Genomic DNA, 17,492 nt, shown 5'->3' on the forward strand with positions numbered 1-17,492 from the left:
CGAGCGGTCAATGGTCCGACCATTCTTGACGGCGGGACGCGGTGACCCCTATCGTCATCTTCCGTCGAATGGTCCGACCATTCGGTGCGCCGACTCAACGCCGCGTCCAGCGCCCTTCGGAGGCCCCCATGACCGCACCAGCCGCATTCCAGCCCGACCTGTCACCGGTCGCCGACAGCCTCCTGCTGTCCGCGCTCGTCGCCCTGCTGCCGCTCCTCACCGTCTTCACCACCCTCGGGGTGCTGCGGTGGAAGGCCCACTGGGCCGGGCTCAGCGCCGTCGCGGTGGCGGTCGCCGTCGCCGTCCTCGCCTTCGAGATGCCGGTCCACCTCGCGGTGCTCTCGGCATCAGAGGGAGCGGTCTTCGGCCTCTTCCCGATCATGTGGATCGTCTTCACCGCGATCGTGCTCTACCAGGTGACGGTGAGGTCGGGCCGCTTCGAGGACCTGCGGGCGACCTTCCACCTCATCTCCGACGACCCCCGGGTGCAGGCGATCATCATCGCCTTCTGCTTCGGCGGCCTGCTCGAGGCGCTCGCCGGCTTCGGCGCACCCGTCGCCATCACCGGCGTCATGCTCATGGCGGTCGGCTTCTCACCGCTGCGCGCCGCCGCCGTCGTCCTGCTCGCCAACACCGCGCCCGTCGCCTTCGGCGCCATCGGAACCCCGATCATCACCGCCGGCGCCCTGACGAAGATCCCCTACACCGAGATCGGCGCGTACGTCGGTCACCAGACCCCGGTCATCGCGATCTTCGTGCCGCTGCTCCTCGTGCTCATGGCCGACGGCCGCCGCGGGGTGCGCCAGACCTGGCCCATCGCCGTCGTCGTCGGTCTCGCCTTCGCCGTCGCCCAGTGGGTCTCGGCGACGTGGATCTCCGTCGAGCTCGCCGACATCGTCGCGGCGCTCGCCGGCCTGGCCGCCGCCGTCGTCTTCCTGCGCGTGTGGCAGCCCACCGGCCGTGAGGAGGCCCTCGAGGTGCTCGAGGTCGAGCGGCAGCGCGACCTCGCCCTCGTCGGCGCGAAGGGGGACGCGTCGACGGGCACCCCCTCGACCGGCGCCGTCGACAAGGCCGGCACCGACCACTCGGTCTCCGTCGCCGAGCTCGACGCCCGCGCCCGCTCCCTCACCCCGGGCCGCATCGCCATGGCGCTCTTCCCCTACGTCCTCGTCATCGCCGTCTTCTCCGTGGCCAAGCTCGTCCCCGCCGTCAAGGAGTGGCTCCTCGGCACCGACGTGAAGATCGCCTGGCCGGGCTTGTCCGGCGAGGTCCTCACCGCCGCCGGCACCCCGAGCACGGCGACGACGTACACCTTCGCCTGGCTCAGCTCGCCCGGCACGCTCCTGCTCCTCACCGCGCTCGTCGTCGCCCTCGTCTACCGGGTCGGCGTGAGCGGGCTCGGCGCGGAGATGGCGGCGACGGCCCGCCAGATGCGCTTCGCCTTCCTCACCGTCTCCAGCGTGCTCGCCCTCGCCTACGTCATGAACCTCTCCGGCCAGACCATCGCCATCGGCACGTGGATCGCGGGGGCGGGCGGGGCCTTCGCCTTCCTCTCCCCGCTCCTGGGCTGGATCGGCACCGCCGTCACCGGCTCCGACACGAGCGCGAACGCGCTCTTCGCCACCCTGCAGCAGGCCGCCGCGCAGGAAGCCGGGCTCGACCCGACCCTGCTCGTCGCCGCCAACACCTCCGGAGGAGTCGTCGGCAAGATGATCAGCCCGCAGAACCTCACGATCGCGGCCACGGCCGTCGGTCTCGTCGGCCGCGAGGCCGACATCCTGCGCAAGGTGCTGCCGTGGAGCGTCGGGCTCATCCTCGCCGTCTGCCTCCTCGTCGGTCTGCAGTCGACGATCCTTGCTTGGATGCTGCCATGAGCGCGCGCACCCCGAGCCCGGCCACCGGGCAGCCCGGCACCCCGAGGACCACCGGTCTGCGGGTGGCGCTCTTCGCCACCTGCTTCAACGACACGATGTGGCCCGAGACCCCCAAGGCGACCGTCCGCCTCCTCGAACGGCTCGGCTGCGAGGTCGACTTCCCGCAGGCGCAGACGTGCTGCGGCCAGATGATGACGAACACCGGGTACGCCGACCGCGCGCTGCCCCTCGTGCGCCGCTTCGTCGACGTCTTCGGCGGCTACGACGCGGTCGTCGCCCCCTCCGGGTCGTGCGTCGGGTCGGTGCGCCACCAGCACCGCACCATCGCGGCGGCTGCCGGTGACGCCGACCTCGTCGCGCAGGTCGACGCCGTCGCCCCGAAGGTCTACGAGCTCTCCGAGCTGCTCGTCGACGTGCTCGGCGTGACCGACGTCGGCGCGTCCTTCCCGCACCGCGTCACCTACCACCCGACGTGCCACTCGCTGCGGATGCTGCGGGTGGCCGACCGGCCCCTGCAGCTCCTCCGCGCGGTGCGCGGGATCGACCTCGTCGAGCTGCCGGGCGCAGAGGAGTGCTGCGGCTTCGGCGGGACCTTCGCGATGAAGAACTCGGACGTCTCGGTCGCGATGGGCACGGACAAGGCCCAGCACGTCGTCGAGACCGGCGCCGAGGTCGTCGTCGCCGGCGACAACTCCTGCCTGGCCCACATCGGCGGGATCCTCGGCCGTCAGCGCACCGGGGTGCGCACGATGCACCTCGCCGAGATCCTCGCCTCGACCGAAGGGGACCCCGCATGAGCATCGGACCGGTCCAGCAGACCTCGCCGACCTTCGTCGGCATGCCGGCCTTCCCCGAGGCCGCCCGGGAGGCGCTCGCGAACACCCAGCAGCGCGCCAACCTCCACCACGCCACGCGCACGATCCGCGCCAAGCGTGCCGGCGTCGTCGGCGAGATCGAGGACTGGGAGGCCCTGCGGGTCAGCGGCGCGGCGGCCAAGGACGAGGCGCTGCACCACCTCGGCGACTACCTCGAGCAGCTCGAGGCGAGCCTCACCGCCGCCGGCGCCACCGTGCACTGGGCGCGCGACGCGGCGGAGGCCAACGCGGTCGTCGTCGAGATCGCCCGCGCGAAGGGGGCCGACGAGGTCGTCAAGGTCAAGTCGATGGCCACCCAGGAGATCGAGCTCAACGAGGCGCTCGAGGAGGCCGGGATCAGCGCCTGGGAGACCGACCTCGCCGAGCTCATCGTCCAGCTCGGTCACGACCGCCCCAGCCACATCCTCGTGCCCGCGATCCACCGCAACCGCAGCGAGATCCGCGAGATCTTCGCCCGCGAGATGGGCGAGGTGGGCCGCCCGGCGCCCGACGACCTCACCGACGACCCTGCCCGGCTCGCCGAGGCCGCGCGCCTGCACCTGCGCGAGAAGTTCCTCCGCGCGAAGGTCGCCGTCTCGGGCGCGAACTTCGCCGTCGCCGAGACCGGGACGCTCGTCGTCGTCGAGTCCGAGGGCAACGGCCGGATGTGCCTCACCCTGCCCGAGACGCTCGTCAGCGTCGTCGGCATCGAGAAGGTCCTCCCCACGTGGGCCGACCTCGCCCCGATGCTCCAGCTGCTGCCGCGCTCGAGCACGGGGGAGCGGATGAACCCGTACACGACGATGTGGTCCGGGGCGCACGACGGCGACGGGCCGCAGGACGTCCACGTCATCCTGCTCGACAACGGTCGCAGCCACGTCCTCGCCGACGCCCTTGGTCGTCAGGCCCTGCGCTGCATCCGCTGCTCGGCCTGCCTCAACGTCTGCCCGGTCTACGAGCGCACCGGCGGGCACGCGTACGGCTCGGTCTACCCCGGGCCGATCGGCGCGGTGCTCAACCCCCAGCTGCGCGGCACGGCGAGCGAGGTCGACCAGTCCCTGCCGTACGCGTCGAGCCTGTGCGGGGCGTGCTTCGACGCCTGCCCGGTGCGCATCGACATCCCGGAGATGCTCGTCCAGCTGCGCGGCGAGGTCGTCCAGCAGGGCGGCCACCGTGCCGAGTCCGCGGCGATGAGCGCCGCAGCCTGGGTCCTGTCGGACCCGCGCCGGCTCGCCGCCGCGCAGAAGGCCGCCACGGTCGCCGGACGGCTCGTCGGCGACCGCACCATCCGCTCCGTCCCGGGCCTGGGCGCGTGGAGCGACGCCCGTGACGTGCCGACGCCGCCGAAGGAGACCTTCCGCCAGTGGTGGGAGCGCGAGCGCGCAGAGGGGGGCGAGCGATGAGCGCCCGTGACGAGATCCTCGCCCGCGTGCGGGCGGCGACCGCCGACATCACGACGGCGAAGGGGGAGCGACCAGCCCCCGTCGTCGTGGAGGAGACCGCGTCGAGCCCGAAGGCGACGCTCGAGCTCTTCGTCGAGCGGGTCGCCGACTACCGCGCGAGCGTCCTGCGCGCCCAGGAGCACGAGGTCGCCGACGTCGTGGCCGGCGCGCTGCGCGACCTGGGCCGGACCTCGGTCGTCCTGCCCGACGGGCTCGACCCCGCGTGGCGGGCCGCGCTCGAGCAGGTCGCGACCGTCGTCCCCGAGGGCCGGGGGGCCTCGGCGGGTGCGCTGGACGCCGTCGACGCGGTCGTCACCGCGAGCGCTCTGGGCATCGCGGCGACCGGCACGATCGTCCTCGACCACGGGCCCGACCAGGGACGCCGGGCGCTCACCCTCGTGCCCGACTGCCACGTCTGCGTCGTGCGCGCGGACCAGGTCGTGCACGACGTCCCGGAGGCCGTCGCCCGCCTCGGCGGGCAGGCTCACCGGGGTCGTCCGCTCACCTGGGTGAGCGGCCCGAGCGCGACGAGCGACATCGAGCTGCAGCGGGTCGAGGGGGTGCACGGGCCGAGGACCCTCGTCGTCGTGCTCGTCGAGCACTCCTGACTAGGCTGTCCGACGTGTCTGACAACCGCGCCTACGTGACCTACTCCGCCTCCGACGGCGTCGCGCACATCGAGCTGGCCCGGCCGGAGTTCGGCAACACGCTCGACCTGACGATGACCCACCAGCTGCGCGACGCGGTGCAGCGCGCGCTGCGCTCGCACACGGTCGACGTCCTCGAGCTGACGTCGACCGGCGGCGACTTCTGCGTCGGCACGGACACCGAGGCCGCCCGTCAGGCGGACGACCCGACGACCCAGGTCTTCGAGCAGGCCGCCGCCCTCGACGAGATGTTCGGCATCCTCAACGCCTCGACCAAGCCCGTCATCGCCGGGGTGCAGGGGCTGGCCGCCGGCTCCGGCCTCGGCATCGCGCTCGCGGCGGACATCTGCCTGTGCACGCCCGACGCGACCTTCCGCGTCGCACCCCACGGCGGTCTCGGCGCCCCCGACCCGGGCCTGGCCTGGCAGCTGCCGCGCGCCATCGGCCAGCAGCGCGCCCTCTCCTTCGCCCTCGGCCGGCGCACCATCGACGCGACGACCGCGGAGAGCTGGGGCGTCGTCACCGTCGTCGAGGGCGACCTCCCGGCCGCGGTCGACGGGATCGCCCGCTCGCTCACCGGCGAGGGCCTGTGGGCCAACGGCGAGACCCGTCGCCTGCTCCGGGCGTCGTGGGACACCGACCGCACCTCCCTGGCCCAGTCCGAGGCCGCGACGATGGTCCGCGCGATGCTGCGGGCGAAGGTCTGACCCTGACCGGCGAGGAGCCCCGGCGCCCGCGCCGTCCGCTGCACTACGGACCGCAGGCCATGGAGGCGCACGGCGGCACGACCCCCGGCCCGGCCGAGGCGGCCGAGGCCGCTCACGCCGCGGCGATGCTCGTCGTCGACGCGGGCCGCAGCGCCGACCCGCAGGTCGGCGCCCGGCTCGTCGGGCTCGTCCAGGAGGTCGGGCTCGACACCCTCGCCGAGCTGTGGTCGCACCGCCCGGCCCGCAGCCTGCCGGGTGCGCTGTGGCGGCTCTACCTCGTGCGGGAGTGGGTGCAGCGCAGCCCCGACAGCGCCAGCCGGGAGTACGCGACCGGCATGCACGTCGCACCCGTCGAGCACGTCATCGCCGGTGTCCCCGACCCGCCGGAGCCCGGCGAGGTGCGCGAGATGATCGACGGCGTCCTCGGCGGGGCCTTCCACCGCGACCTCGACGTCGCCCTCGACCGGTGCGCGGCCTTCTGCTCCGTCGCGGCGACCGGACGGGCCGCCGACGAGCGTTCCGACGTCGGCTCGGCCGCGGCCCTGGCGACCACGGCCGACGACCTCGCGGCGTGCGCCGTGCTCTGGCGGGCCGGCCAGCTCGTCTGAGCCCGCCGGCTCCTGCGACCTGCCGGCGTCCGAGGCACCCCGTCCGGGGATCACCCCCGTCCGGGAATGCTCCCCGGGGGAGAGGCGTTACTCTCGTCTGTGCGCCGGGTCGCGGTAGCCCCGGGTCCCAAAAATAGCCGCCACGAGCGGCCTCGTGCCGAGAGGCGCTCCCGGCCCGGCGCACATCAGACCGTTCGGCGCACGGAGGGGCCGTCGCGACGCCGACGCCCCGCAGCAGGCTCCTACCGTGGTCGCATGTCCACGACAGAGCAGGGTGCCGACGAGGCAGAGCCCGGTGTCGTCGCCCCGGGTCATGACCGAGAGCTCGTGCGAGCCCTCATCGAGGTCGCGCGTGACGCCGACCACCCGCTGAGCCAGCCCGAGATCGACGCAGCGCTCGGCGTGCAGCCTGGCAGCAGCCCCGACGGCCGGCCCCGGACGACCTCCGGCTGAACTCCGGGTTAGCAGGAGGTGTCGGGGAGCGCCTACGCTTGCGACGACCGTCTGCCCCTCACGCACCGGAGCTCCCCCGTGGCCTTCCGCCTCACCCCGTCGGACACCTCTTTCTTCGACCTCCTCGCGACGGCCGCGCAGCACGGCGTCGAGGCCTCGCGCCTGCTCACCGACCTCCTCGGGGCGCGCGGCGAGGAGGCGCTGCGGATCACCGAGCAGCTGCGTGACGTCGAGGCCGCGGCGGACGAGACCACCCACGAGGTCGTCCGCAAGGTCAATGCCGCCTTCATCACCCCCTTCGACCACGTCGACATCGTCGAGCTCGCCGCGGCGATCGACACCTGCGTCGACGAGATCGAGAGCGTCGGCTTCCTCATCGGGCTCTACCGGATCCCGGACCTGCCCGCGGACGTCGTCGCGGTCATCGAGATCATCTCGCGCATGGCGCAGGTGACCGCCGACGCGATGCCCCGCCTCCAGTCGATGAAGTCGCTCGACGACTACTGGATCGAGGTCAACCGCCTCGAGAACCAGGCCGACCAGCTCTACCGCCGGCTGCTCACCCAGATCTTCGACGGGTCGATCACCGACCCGATCCAGGTCGTGCAGCGCAAGGACCTCATCGAGGGCCTCGAGCGCGCTGCCGACTCCTTCGAGCTCGTCGCCCAGCACGTCGAGATGATCGCCGTCAAGGAGTCCTGACCGGTGGACTGGATCCCCGTCGCCCTCGTCGTGCTGCTCGCGATGGGGTTCAACTACACGAACGGCTTCCACGACGCGGCGAACGCGATCGCGACCTCGGTCTCGACCCGCGCGCTCACCCCCCGCGCCGCGCTCGCCATGGCTGCCGTCGCCAACCTCTTCGGCGCCTTCTTCGGCACGAAGGTCGCCCAGACCGTCGGCAAGGGCATCATCGACGCGCCCTCCGGCACCCTCGGTCTGAAGATCTGCGCCGCGGCCCTCGTCGGCGCCATCGTGTGGAACCTCCTCACGTGGTGGTTCGGCCTGCCGTCCTCCTCCTCGCACGCCCTCATCGGCGGGCTCGGGGGCGCGGCCCTCGTCGGCGGTGGTGTCGTGCACTGGCTCGGGATCTTCGAGAAGGTCGTCGTCCCGATGGTGCTCAGCCCGATCATCGGCGTCATCGTCGGCTACCTCGTGATGACGACGATCCTGTGGGCCTTCCGCCACTCCCACCCGGGCCGCACGCGGCGCGGCTTCCGCATCGCGCAGACCGGGTCAGCCGCCGCCATGGCCTTCGGCCACGGCATGCAGGACGCCGCGAAGACCGCCGGCGTCGTCGTCCTCGCCCTCACCGTCGGCGGCTTCCAGACCGTCGGCGACGACTCGATCCCGCTGTGGGTGCTCGTCATGAGCGCCGTCGTCATCAGCGCGGGCACCTACGCCGGCGGGTGGCGGATCATGCGCACCCTCGGCCGCCGGATCATCGACCTCGGGCCGCCGCAGGGCTTCGCCGCCGAGGCGACCGCCGCGGCGATCCTCTACACGGCGACCGCGCTGCACGCCCCCATCTCGACGACCCACGCGATCACCTCGGCGATCATGGGCGCCGGCGCGACGAAGCGGCTCAAGGCCGTGCGCTGGGGCGTCGCGAAGTCCATCGTCGGCGGCTGGGTGCTCACCTTCCCCGGCGCCGGCATCTCCGCCGCGGTCACCATGGGCCTGCTGCGCCTCTTCTGAGACGACGGGGGTGCGAGCTCCCTTCGCCCGCCGGCACGACAAGAGGGCCGGTCGCACCTCCCTGCAGGTGCGACCGGCCCTCGGTCTGGGTGCTGGCCCGGTCAGCCGAAGCGGCCCGAGATGTAGTCCTCGGTGGCCTTCTGGGACGGGTTGTTGAAGATGTGGGTCGTCTCGTCGTACTCGACGAGCTGGCCCGGCTTGCCCGTCGCCTCGAGGTTGAAGAAGCCGGTCATGTCCGAGACGCGCGCCGCCTGCTGCATGTTGTGCGTGACGATGACGATCGTGTACTCGTCCTTGAGCTCGTGGATGAGGTCCTCGATGGCGAGCGTCGAGATCGGGTCGAGGGCCGAGCACGGCTCGTCCATGAGGACCACGTCGGGCTTGACCGCGATCGTCCGGGCGATGCACAGGCGCTGCTGCTGGCCGCCGGACAGGCCCGAGCCGGGCTTGTCGAGCCGGTCCTTGACCTCGTTCCACAGGTTGGCGCCCCGCAGGCTCGACTCGACGAGCTCCTCGGCGTCCGCCTTCTTGATCTTCTTGTTGTTCAGCTTGACCCCGGCGAGGACGTTCTCGCGGATCGACATCGTCGGGAAGGGGTTGGGGCGCTGGAAGACCATGCCGATCTTGCGTCGGACGTTCACCGGGTCCACCCCCTTGCCGTAGAGGTTCTCGTCGTCCATGAGGACCTGCCCGTCGACGTAGGCGCCGGGGATGACCTCGTGCATGCGGTTGAGCGAGCGCAGGACGGTGGACTTGCCGCAGCCGGACGGGCCGATCATGGCGGTGACGCTGCGGGGCTGGATGACCATGTTGACCCCTGCGACGGCCTTGAAGTCGCCGTAGTAGATGTCGAGGTCGCGGATGTCGATGCGCTTGGACACGTCGTTTGTCTTCCTTCTGCAGGCCGGGTCAGCGGCCGGTCTTGGGGGCGAAGTACTTGCTGATGAGCCGGGCCACGATGTTGAGCAGCATGACGATCGCCATGAGCGTCAGCGCAGCGGTCCACGCGAGGTCGAGGCTGTCCTGCTTGTTCAGGCCCGGGCTGGAGTACGAGCTGTAGGCGAAGAGCGGCAGGGCCGACATCGAGCCCTCGAAGGGGTTGAGGTTGACCCCCTTCGCCGCGCCCATCGTGATGAGCAGCGGCGCGGTCTCGCCGATGACCCGCGCGATCGCGAGGGTGACGCCGGTGGCGATCCCGGCGATGGCGGTCGGGAGGACGACCTTGGTCACGGTGAGCCACTTCGGCACGCCCAGCGCGTAGCTCGCCTCACGCAGCTCGTTGGGCACGAGGCGCAGCATCTCCTCGGTGGAGCGGACGACGACGGGGATCATGAGCACCGCGAGCGCGACTGCACCGACGATCCCGGCCTGGTAGGCCGGCCCGAAGAAGAGGGTGAAGAGCGAGATGGCGAAGAGGCCGGCGACGATCGAGGGGATGCCGGTCATGACGTCGACGAAGAAGGTCAGCGCCTTGGCCAGCCTGCTGCCGCGCCCGTACTCGACGAGGTAGATCGCCGCGAAGATCCCGATCGGGATCGAGATGACGGCCGCCAGGCTCGTGACGATGAGGGTGCCCATGATCGCGTGGTACGCGCCGCCGATCTCCCCGGCCCCGACCCCCCGCATGGAGAAGGTGAAGAACGCGCCGTCCAGCCGGTTGACGCCCTTGGAGACGATCGTCCAGATCACCGACAGCAAGGGGGTGAGCGCGAGGAGGAACATCGTCGTCACGACAGCGGTGACGAGGCGGTCGGTCGCGTGCCGGCTGCCCTCGACCACACGTGCGGTCGTGTAGATCGCGACGGAGTAGACGAGCGCGGCGACCGCCATGACGCCCAGCAGGTTGAAGCCCCACACCAGGGTCACCAGGGCGGCACCGGCGAGGACGGAGCACGCGAGGACGGCCCAGCGGACGGTCTGGCTCAGGGCGCCGGCCCGCGGACCGGATCCCAGGCTGCTCGACCCGGTGAGCGTCTGGCCGGTGGTCGTCGGGGCCGCGTCGGGGGCCTTGTCGTCGATGTCGGTCATCAGTTGGCTCCGGAGAACTCGGACCGGCGCGAGATGATCCACCGGGCGAAGATGTTGACGAGGAGGGTGACGGCGAAGAGCGCCAGCCCGGAGACGAAGAGCGTGCTGCGCTCCACGCCGAAGGACTCGGGGAAGTTCAGCGCGATGTCCCCGGCGATCGTGCCCGAGGCGTTGGAGCTGAGCAGCTCCCACGAGATGACCGAGCCGCTCGCCGACAGCACGATGGCCACGGCCATCGTCTCGCCGAGGGCCCGACCGAGGCCGAGCATCGCCCCGGAGATGACACCGGACTTGCCGAAGGGGATGACCGCCTGGCGGATCATCTCCCACCGGGTCGCGCCGAGGGCGAGCGAGGCCTCCTCGTGCAGACGCGGCGTCTGGAGGAAGACCTCGCGGTTCACCGCGGTCATGATCGGCAGGATCATGATGGCCAGGACGATCCCGATCATGAGCATCGTGCGACCCGTCACCGTGACGTCGCCGCCGAAGGGCGGGAACCACCCGAGGTTGCGGTTGAGCCACCCGAAGGCCGGCACGGCGTTGCCGGCGATCTGCAGGCCCCACAGACCGAAGATGATCGACGGCACGGCGGCGAGCAGGTCGATGACGTAGCCGAGCCCGGCGGCCAGACGACGCGGGGCGTAGTGGGTGATGAAGAGCGCGATCCCGATCGACAGGGGCATCGCGATGAGCAGCGCGATGATCGACGAGTACAGCGTGCCGAAGATCAGGGGCGCGACATAGCTGGGCAGGCCCTCGCCCCCGCGCACGTCGGTCGAGTCGGCGGTCACCGCGGGCATCGCCATGTAGACGAGGAAGGCGGCGACGGCAGCGAGGGTCGCGAGGATGAGGATGCCGGACCCGACGGACAGGCCGGAGAAGATCCGGTCGCCGCGGCGGGTCACCGCCTTCGCGGGGCCGCTGGTGGGGGTTGTCGTGCTCACGTGGGGGTCCTCAGGAGATCAGGGAGAGGGGCAGACCGACGGCCCCGGACGGGTGTCCGGGGCCATCGATGCGTGGTCGAGGAGCGTCCAGGGGACTCAGTCGACCTTGATGTTGCTCAGCGCGCTCTTGGCGTTCTCCTGCGCGGCCTCGGAGAGCGGGGCGTTGCCGGCAGCCTCGGTGGCGGCGTCCTGGCCCTCCTGCGAAGAGATGTACTCGAGGTAGGCCTTCGTCGTCGTGGCCGCCTCGGCGTCGTCGTAGTCGGTGCACGCGATGGCGTAGGACACGAGGACGACCGGGTAGACGCCGTCCCCGGCGTTGGCCTGGTCGAGCTCGACGGCGAAGTTGGTCTTGCTGCCCTCGTCGGTGCGCTTCGCGGTCTCGAGGACCTTCGCCGCGGCCTCGGGGCTGTACTCGATGAACTCGTCGCCGGCCTTCACCTTGGCCGCACCGAGGTCACCGATCTGCGAGGCGTCCGCGTAGCCGATGGTGCCCTCACCGGCGCCGATGGCGTCGACGACACCAGAGGTGCCCTTGGCCGCCTCGCCGCCCTTGACCGGCCAGGCGTCACCCGGCTCGTGCGGCCAGTTCTCCGGCGCAGCAGCGGCGAGGTAGTTCTGGAAGTTCTCGGTGGTGCCGGAGTCGTCAGAACGGTTGACCGTCGTGATCTTCGTCGAGGGCAGCTCTGCGTCGGGGTTGTCCGCCTTGATCTTCGCGTCGTCCCACTGCGTGATCTTGCGGTTGAAGATGTCGGCCATGACCTCCGGCGAGAGGTTGAGCTCGTCGACGCCCTCGAGGTTGTAGGCCACGGCGATCGGGGAGACGTAGACCGGGAACTGGATGGTCTCGCCGGTGCACCCCTTGTCCTTCGCCTGCGCCATCTCCTCCTCGTCCATCGCCGAGTCGGAGCCGGCGAAGTTCACCGCGCCGTTGATGAACTTCTCCCGGCCGGTGCCGGAGCCGTCCGGCGAGTACTCGACGGTGGCGTCGGGGTTGGTGTCGGTGAACTTGGCCATCCACTCGCCCTGGGCCTTCTCCATCGAGCTGGCGCCCGCGCCCTTGATGGACCCGGCGGCAGAGGAGCCGGAGCTCTCGCTCGAGCCGCCGGCGCTGGAGGAGGTCTCGTTGGCGGCGCCGCAGGCGGCCACGCCGAGGACGAGGGACATCGCGGCGAGGGACATGCCACCGCGCTTCATCGTGGAGCTCTTCACGAAAGGGCCTCTCTGAGGTTCTCGCCCGGTCCTGGGCGAAGGGAGTATGAGGACGGCACCCGTGCCGTACACCGAGGACGCTAGGGAGCGTCGGTGACCGGATGGTCGGTCGACGGTGAACGAGCAGTGAACGGTGGTTGCACAGAGCATCCCCAGGCCGCCCTCAGGAGGCGGGACCACCCGCACCTGGGGTATCGCGGCTCAGGCGCGGTCCTCCGGGTGGTGCCGCTCGGCGGCGACGACCCGGGCGTCCGCCCCGGTCCCGACGACGTGGCAGACGAGGACCTCCCCCTTCGCCATCCCGTCCTCGGCGTGGTCCTGCAGGACCGCGCGGGCCAGCGTGCGCTGACGCCTCGGCCCGTCGACGCGGGCGAGGAGGGCGGTGACGAGGTCGGGCAGGACGGGTCCGTGCGAGACGAGGGCGGCGGGCGTGCCGCGCTCGAGCAGCCGCTCGAGGTGGTGGACCGCGCGGGTCGGGTCCTCGGCGTAGCCCTCCTCCGACAGGCCGGGCTTGAGCCGCAGCCGGGTGCCGGTGCTCTGCACGAAGGGGGAGACGGTGCCGGCGGCGCGCACGGACGGCGAGCTGACGACCCGCTCGACCCCGAAGGCCCGCAGCAGGGGCACGAGCTCGTCGGCCTGACGCAGCCCGCGCTCGTCGAGAGGGCGAAGGGAGTCCTCCCCGGTCCACCGGGAGCGGGGGTGGGCCTTCGCGTGCCGTACGAGCGCGAGCGGCCACGTCGTGAGGGTGCGGGCGGCGTCGGCCTCGACGAGGGCCTCGAGCTGGTCGAGGTCGCGTCGGTACGTCAGCCGGCGCCGGGCGTCCTCGACGCCGAGCCAGGCGACCTCGTCGATCTCGTGCTCCAGCAGGCCGCGCCCGCCGACGACCTCGGCGCACCAGTACCGGACGTCCTTGACGACCGGCTCGCCGCAGCGGTCGCGCATGCGGTAGGTCGAGGAGGGCAGGGGCCGGCCGAGGCGGACCTCGAGACCGGTCTCCTCGTGGGTCTCGCGGGTCGCGGCGACGGGGAAGATCTCGCCCGGGTCGAGCTTGCCCTTCGCCCACGCCCAGTCGTCGTAGCGCGGGCGGTGGACGAGCGCCACCTGCAGGTGCCCGCGCCGACGACGCCACGGGAGCGTGCCCGCGGCGCAGACGACGGGCATCAGCGGCGCGCCTTGCGGCGCCGCTTCGCGTACATCGCGATGAGCTGGGCCTGCACGTCGGGCAGCAGCTCCTCCTCGCCGCGGTGCTGGCGGGTCCACCGGCCGTCGCCGCGCAGGCTCCAGTGCGCGTAGTCCCCGGACATCCCCTTCGCCATGAGCTCGAAGAGCTCGTCGACGTGCCGCGGGTCGCGCATCCGCACGAGCGCCTCGACGCGGCGGTCGAGGTTGCGGTGCATCATGTCGGCGCTGCCGATCCACGCCTCGCGGTGCTCGTCGGTGCCGAAGACGAAGACCCGGCTGTGCTCGAGGAAGCGCCCGAGGACCGAGTGGACCCGGATGTTCTCCGACAGGCCCTCGACGCCGGGGCGCAGCGCGCAGATGCCCCGCACCCACACGTCGACGCGGGCGCCGGCCTGACTCGCCCGGTAGAGCGCGTCGATGAGCTCCTCGTCGACCATCGAGTTGACCTTGATGCCGACGTAGCCGTCCTCGCCGGCACGGGCGCGCTCGGCCTCGCGCTCGATGCGCTCGACGAGACCGGGTCGCAGCGAGCGGGGGGCGACGAGGAGGCGCTTGAACTTGCTGCGCGGCGCGAGCCCGGAGAGCTGGTTGAAGAGGCGGGTGAGGTCCTCGCCGACCTCGGGGTCGGCGGTGAGCAGACCGAGGTCCTCGTACAGGCGCGCGGTCTTGGGGTTGTAGTTGCCGGTGCCGATGTGGCAGTAGCGGCGCACGCCCTCGGCCTCCTGGCGCACGACGAGCGAGAGCTTGCAGTGGGTCTTCAGCCCGACGATGCCGTAGACGACGTGGACCCCGGCGTGCTCGAGCTTGCGGGCCCACTCGATGTTGGCCTGCTCGTCGAAGCGCGCCTTGATCTCGACGACCGCGAGGACCTGCTTGCCGGCCTCGGCGGCGTCGATGAGGGCGTCGACGATCGGGGAGTCGCCGCTCGTGCGGTAGAGGGTCTGCTTGATCGCGAGGACCTTCGGGTCCGCGGCGGCCTGCTCGACGAAGGCCTGGACCGAGGTCGAGAAGGAGTCGTAGGGGTGGTGGAGCAGGACGTCCTGACGCGAGATCTTCGCGAGGATGTCGCGCGGCTTGGCCGACTCGGTGGGGGCCAGCTCGGCGTTCGTCCGCGCGACGAAGGGGGCGAAGTGCAGGTCCGAGCGGTCGATGTCGGCGATCGTGTTGAGCCCGCGCAGGTCGAGCGGGGCGGGCAGGCGGTAGACCTCGTCCTCGTGCACGGCGAGCTCGCGGGTGAGCAGCTCCATGACGTGGTCGTCCATGCCCTCCTCGACCTCGAGGCGCACCGGCGGCCCGAAGCGGCGCCGGGTGAGCTCGCGCTCGAGCGCGGTGAGGAGGTTCTCGTTGTCGTCCTCCTCGACCTCGAGGTCCTCGTTGCGCGTCACCCGGAAGGTGTAGTGCTCGTGCACCTCCATGCCGGGGAAGAGCTGGTCGAGGTGGGCCGCGATGACCTCCTCGAGCGCGAGGAAGCGGGCCTCGAAGAGCTCCGCGGTCACGCTGGCCTGGGCCGGGCGGACGGCGAGGAAGCGCGGCAGCGACGGCGGGACCTTGATCCGGGCGAAGTGCTCCTTGCCCGTCTTGGGGTTGATGAGCACGACGGCGAGGTTGAGCGAGAGCCCCGAGATGTAGGGGAAGGGGTGCGCCGGGTCGACGGCGAGCGGGGTGAGCACCGGGAAGATCTCGTGGGTGAAGATCTCGCTCACGCGGGCCTGCTCGGCGTCGTCGACCTCCGACCACGTGATGATCGAGATGCCCTCCTCGACGAGGGCGGGGCGCACCGACTCCTCGAAGATCCGGGCGTGGGCGGCGGTGAGGTCGTGCGACACCTTCGAGATCTGCTCGAGGACCTCGCGCGGCTCGAGGCCCGAGGCGCTGCGCACGGCGATGCCCGTGGCGATGCGGCGCTTGAGCCCGGCGACCCGGACCATGAAGAACTCGTCGAGGTTGCTCGTGAAGATCGCGAGGAAGCGGGCCCGCTCGAGCAGCGGCATGTCGGGGTCGGCGGCCATCTGCAGGACCCGCTCGTTGAACTGCAGCCACGAGATCTCGCGGTCGAGGAAGCGGTCCGCCGGCAGGCCGTCGGGGGCGGGCGGCGTCGCGCCGGTCGCGCGCACGAAGCGCCCGTTGGCGGCGCGGGGACGCAGGTCGGGGCTGTCGCCGGGGGAGGAGGTGACGGTCGAGATCTCGCTGCGACCCGTCTCGGACTCGGTCGAGGGCTCCGCGCTCATGCGCCCATCATGGCAGCGCGTCAGCGGTGGCACGCGCGTACATCGAGTGCACCGCGTGACGACCGAAGCCGGCGCGTGCGTAGGTCGCCAGCGCCGGGGCGTTGTCGCCCTCGACGTAGAGCTCGACGCCCTGCAGACCCAGGCCCGCGAGGTGCGCCAGGCCCACCGCGGTGACGTACCCGCCGAGGCCGTGGCCCTGGTGCTGCGGGCTCACCCCGACGACGTAGACCTCGCCGATGCTGCTCTCCGGGTCGGCGACCTTCGTCCAGTGGAAGGCGGCGAGGTCACCGCTCGCGTCCTCGACGAGGAAGAGACCGGCGGGGTCGAACCACGCCTGCTCGGTGCGCTGCGCCAGGCCCGCCCGGTCGAGGCGTCCCTGCTCGGGGTGGTGGGCGAAGGCCGCGGCGTTGATCGCGAGGAGGGCGTCCTCGTCCTGCCCGGGGCGGAAGGTGCGCAGGGCGAAGCCCTCGGGCGGGGGCGGCGCGTCGGGCACCCCGGCGAGCGGTCGGCGCAGCACGAGCAGCTCGCGCACGCGGGTCAGCCCGAGCCCGGCGGCGAGGGCCTGGGCGGCGGGCAGGTCGCCGTGCGCCCACAGCCGGGCCCGCGGCTCGCGGTCGAGGACCGCGCGGGCGAGCTCGGTGCCGAGACCGCGCCCGCGCTCGTCGGGGTGGACGACGAGCTCGGCGGCGCCGTCGGGGGCGATCCCGGCGTACCCGGCGAAGGGGGGAGCCCCCGGGCTCACGAGGTGGGTGCCCTCGTCGGTGCCCAGGCGCAGGAGGAAGTCTTCGCCGAGCGGGCCGACGCCGTCGGCCTCGGCCGCCGCGTCCGCGAGGGCGCGCACCCCCTGGGCCCCGGTCTCGTCGAGGGTCGTCGGGCGAGGGCTCTCGCGGGTCATGAGGTGGTCTCCATCTCCTCGGCGTCGGTGGCGTCCGGCACGAAGCGGTACCCGACGTTGCGCACGGTGCCGATGAGCACCTCGTGGTCGACGCCGAGCTTCGCCCGCAGCCGGCGCACGTGGACGTCGACGGTGCGGGTGCCGCCGAAGTAGTCGTAGCCCCAGACCTCCTGCAGCAGCTGGGCGCGGGTGAAGACCCGCCCCGGGTGCGTCACGAGGTACTTGAGCAGCTCGAACTCCTTGTAGGTGAGGTCGAGGGGCGTGCCGTCGAGGCGCGCGGTGTAGCTCGCCTCGTCGATGCTCACGCCGCCCGCGGCGATCTCGTCGTCGACGTCGGCGTTGGCCCGGCCCATCGCCAGGCGGATGCGCGCCTCGACCTCGGCCGGCCCGGCGGTGTCGACGACGACGTCGTCGACCGACCACTCGGCGGTGACGGCGGTCAGGCCCCCCTCGGTGAGGATCGCGATGACCGGCGCGGAGGACCCGGTGGCGTCGATGACGCGGCACAGGGTGCGCGCCTGGATGAGCTCGCGGCGGGCGTCGACCAGGCAGACGTCGATCTCCGGGGCGTCGACGAGGGCGGACGCCTCCGCCGGGAGGGTCCGCACGTGGTGCCCGAGCAGCGCCAGCGCCGGCAGCACCTCGGCGCTCGGCGCCAGGTCGTCGGTGAGGAGCATGAGCCTGGCCATCGGGCGTCAGTCTACGAAGGGGGCGTCGGATATG

The 17,492-nt window shown here is 72.0% G+C and carries 17 protein-coding genes; 9 read left to right on the forward strand and 8 right to left on the reverse strand.

Features of this window, described 5'->3' with window-relative positions:
• Positions 1-128: 128 nt before the first annotated feature.
• The 9 genes from LIV55_RS08355 (at position 129) to LIV55_RS08395 (ending at position 8,283) form a co-directional block, all read left to right on the forward strand.
• Positions 129-1,874, forward strand: a complete 1,746-nt coding sequence (locus LIV55_RS08355) for an L-lactate permease (protein ID WP_191562968.1) — start codon at positions 129-131, stop codon at positions 1,872-1,874.
• Entirely contained in the window at positions 1,871-2,671 is an 801-nt protein-coding gene (locus LIV55_RS08360) for a (Fe-S)-binding protein (protein WP_123093581.1), read from the forward strand. Before LIV55_RS08355 ends, LIV55_RS08360 begins: the two co-directional genes overlap by 4 nt.
• The gene (locus LIV55_RS08365; protein WP_191562966.1) at positions 2,668-4,131 is read left to right on the forward strand and encodes a lactate utilization protein B; all 1,464 of its coding nucleotides are present in this window, start codon (positions 2,668-2,670) and stop codon (positions 4,129-4,131) included. Before LIV55_RS08360 ends, LIV55_RS08365 begins: the two co-directional genes overlap by 4 nt.
• Positions 4,128-4,778: a LutC/YkgG family protein gene (locus LIV55_RS08370; protein ID WP_229299896.1), complete on the forward strand. Its 651-nt coding sequence runs from the start codon at positions 4,128-4,130 to the stop codon at positions 4,776-4,778. The genes LIV55_RS08365 and LIV55_RS08370 overlap by 4 nt, the downstream gene beginning before the upstream one ends.
• A gap of 14 nt (positions 4,779-4,792) precedes the next feature.
• Positions 4,793-5,524 carry an enoyl-CoA hydratase/isomerase family protein gene (locus LIV55_RS08375; protein WP_163562421.1) on the forward strand — a complete coding sequence of 244 codons (732 nt, stop codon included), beginning with the start codon at positions 4,793-4,795 and terminating at the stop codon, positions 5,522-5,524.
• A 59-nt stretch (positions 5,525-5,583) separates the two neighbouring features.
• Positions 5,584-6,132 (forward strand): hypothetical protein, encoded by a 549-nt coding sequence (locus LIV55_RS08380; RefSeq protein WP_123093577.1) that lies wholly within the window; start codon positions 5,584-5,586, stop codon positions 6,130-6,132.
• Between the two features lie 255 nt (positions 6,133-6,387).
• Positions 6,388-6,585 carry a hypothetical protein gene (locus LIV55_RS08385; protein ID WP_123093576.1) on the forward strand — a complete coding sequence of 66 codons (198 nt, stop codon included), beginning with the start codon at positions 6,388-6,390 and terminating at the stop codon, positions 6,583-6,585.
• Between the two features lie 78 nt (positions 6,586-6,663).
• Positions 6,664-7,287: a DUF47 domain-containing protein gene (locus LIV55_RS08390; RefSeq protein ID WP_229299897.1), complete on the forward strand. Its 624-nt coding sequence runs from the start codon at positions 6,664-6,666 to the stop codon at positions 7,285-7,287.
• A 3-nt stretch (positions 7,288-7,290) separates the two neighbouring features.
• A complete protein-coding gene (locus LIV55_RS08395) occupies positions 7,291-8,283 on the forward strand; it encodes an inorganic phosphate transporter (protein WP_068269976.1) in 993 nt (330 codons plus the stop codon).
• Positions 8,284-8,384: 101 nt separating this feature from the next.
• Here the strand turns inward: LIV55_RS08395 and pstB are convergent, their stop codons facing one another.
• The 8 genes from pstB to LIV55_RS08435 form a co-directional block, all read right to left on the reverse strand.
• Positions 8,385-9,164, reverse strand: coding sequence for a phosphate ABC transporter ATP-binding protein PstB (pstB, locus tag LIV55_RS08400; RefSeq protein ID WP_123093575.1), 780 nt, complete (start codon positions 9,162-9,164; stop codon positions 8,385-8,387).
• 28 nt (positions 9,165-9,192) lie between these two features.
• The gene (gene pstA, locus LIV55_RS08405) at positions 9,193-10,311 is read right to left on the reverse strand and encodes a phosphate ABC transporter permease PstA (RefSeq protein ID WP_123093574.1); all 1,119 of its coding nucleotides are present in this window, start codon (positions 10,309-10,311) and stop codon (positions 9,193-9,195) included.
• Positions 10,311-11,255 (reverse strand): phosphate ABC transporter permease subunit PstC, encoded by a 945-nt coding sequence (pstC, locus tag LIV55_RS08410; RefSeq protein WP_123093573.1) that lies wholly within the window; start codon positions 11,253-11,255, stop codon positions 10,311-10,313. Before pstC ends, pstA begins: the two co-directional genes overlap by 1 nt.
• Positions 11,256-11,351: 96 nt before the next feature.
• Entirely contained in the window at positions 11,352-12,464 is a 1,113-nt protein-coding gene (gene pstS / locus LIV55_RS08415; protein ID WP_224766741.1) for a phosphate ABC transporter substrate-binding protein PstS, read from the reverse strand.
• A gap of 201 nt (positions 12,465-12,665) precedes the next feature.
• Positions 12,666-13,625, reverse strand: coding sequence for an NUDIX hydrolase (locus tag LIV55_RS08420; RefSeq protein WP_191562961.1), 960 nt, complete (start codon positions 13,623-13,625; stop codon positions 12,666-12,668).
• Complete coding sequence (locus LIV55_RS08425; protein WP_123093571.1) at positions 13,625-15,874, reverse strand: RNA degradosome polyphosphate kinase; 2,250 nt, start codon at positions 15,872-15,874, stop codon at positions 13,625-13,627. The genes LIV55_RS08420 and LIV55_RS08425 overlap by 1 nt, the downstream gene beginning before the upstream one ends.
• Before the next feature lie 7 nt (positions 15,875-15,881).
• Entirely contained in the window at positions 15,882-16,769 is an 888-nt protein-coding gene (mshD, locus tag LIV55_RS08430; RefSeq protein ID WP_229299898.1) for a mycothiol synthase, read from the reverse strand.
• Positions 16,766-17,458: a winged helix-turn-helix transcriptional regulator gene (locus LIV55_RS08435; protein ID WP_068269953.1), complete on the reverse strand. Its 693-nt coding sequence runs from the start codon at positions 17,456-17,458 to the stop codon at positions 16,766-16,768. Before LIV55_RS08435 ends, mshD begins: the two co-directional genes overlap by 4 nt.
• Positions 17,459-17,492: the final 34 nt, after the last annotated feature.

Source organism: Janibacter melonis, from assembly GCF_020567375.1.
Taxonomy (GTDB): domain Bacteria; phylum Actinomycetota; class Actinomycetes; order Actinomycetales; family Dermatophilaceae; genus Marihabitans; species Marihabitans melonis.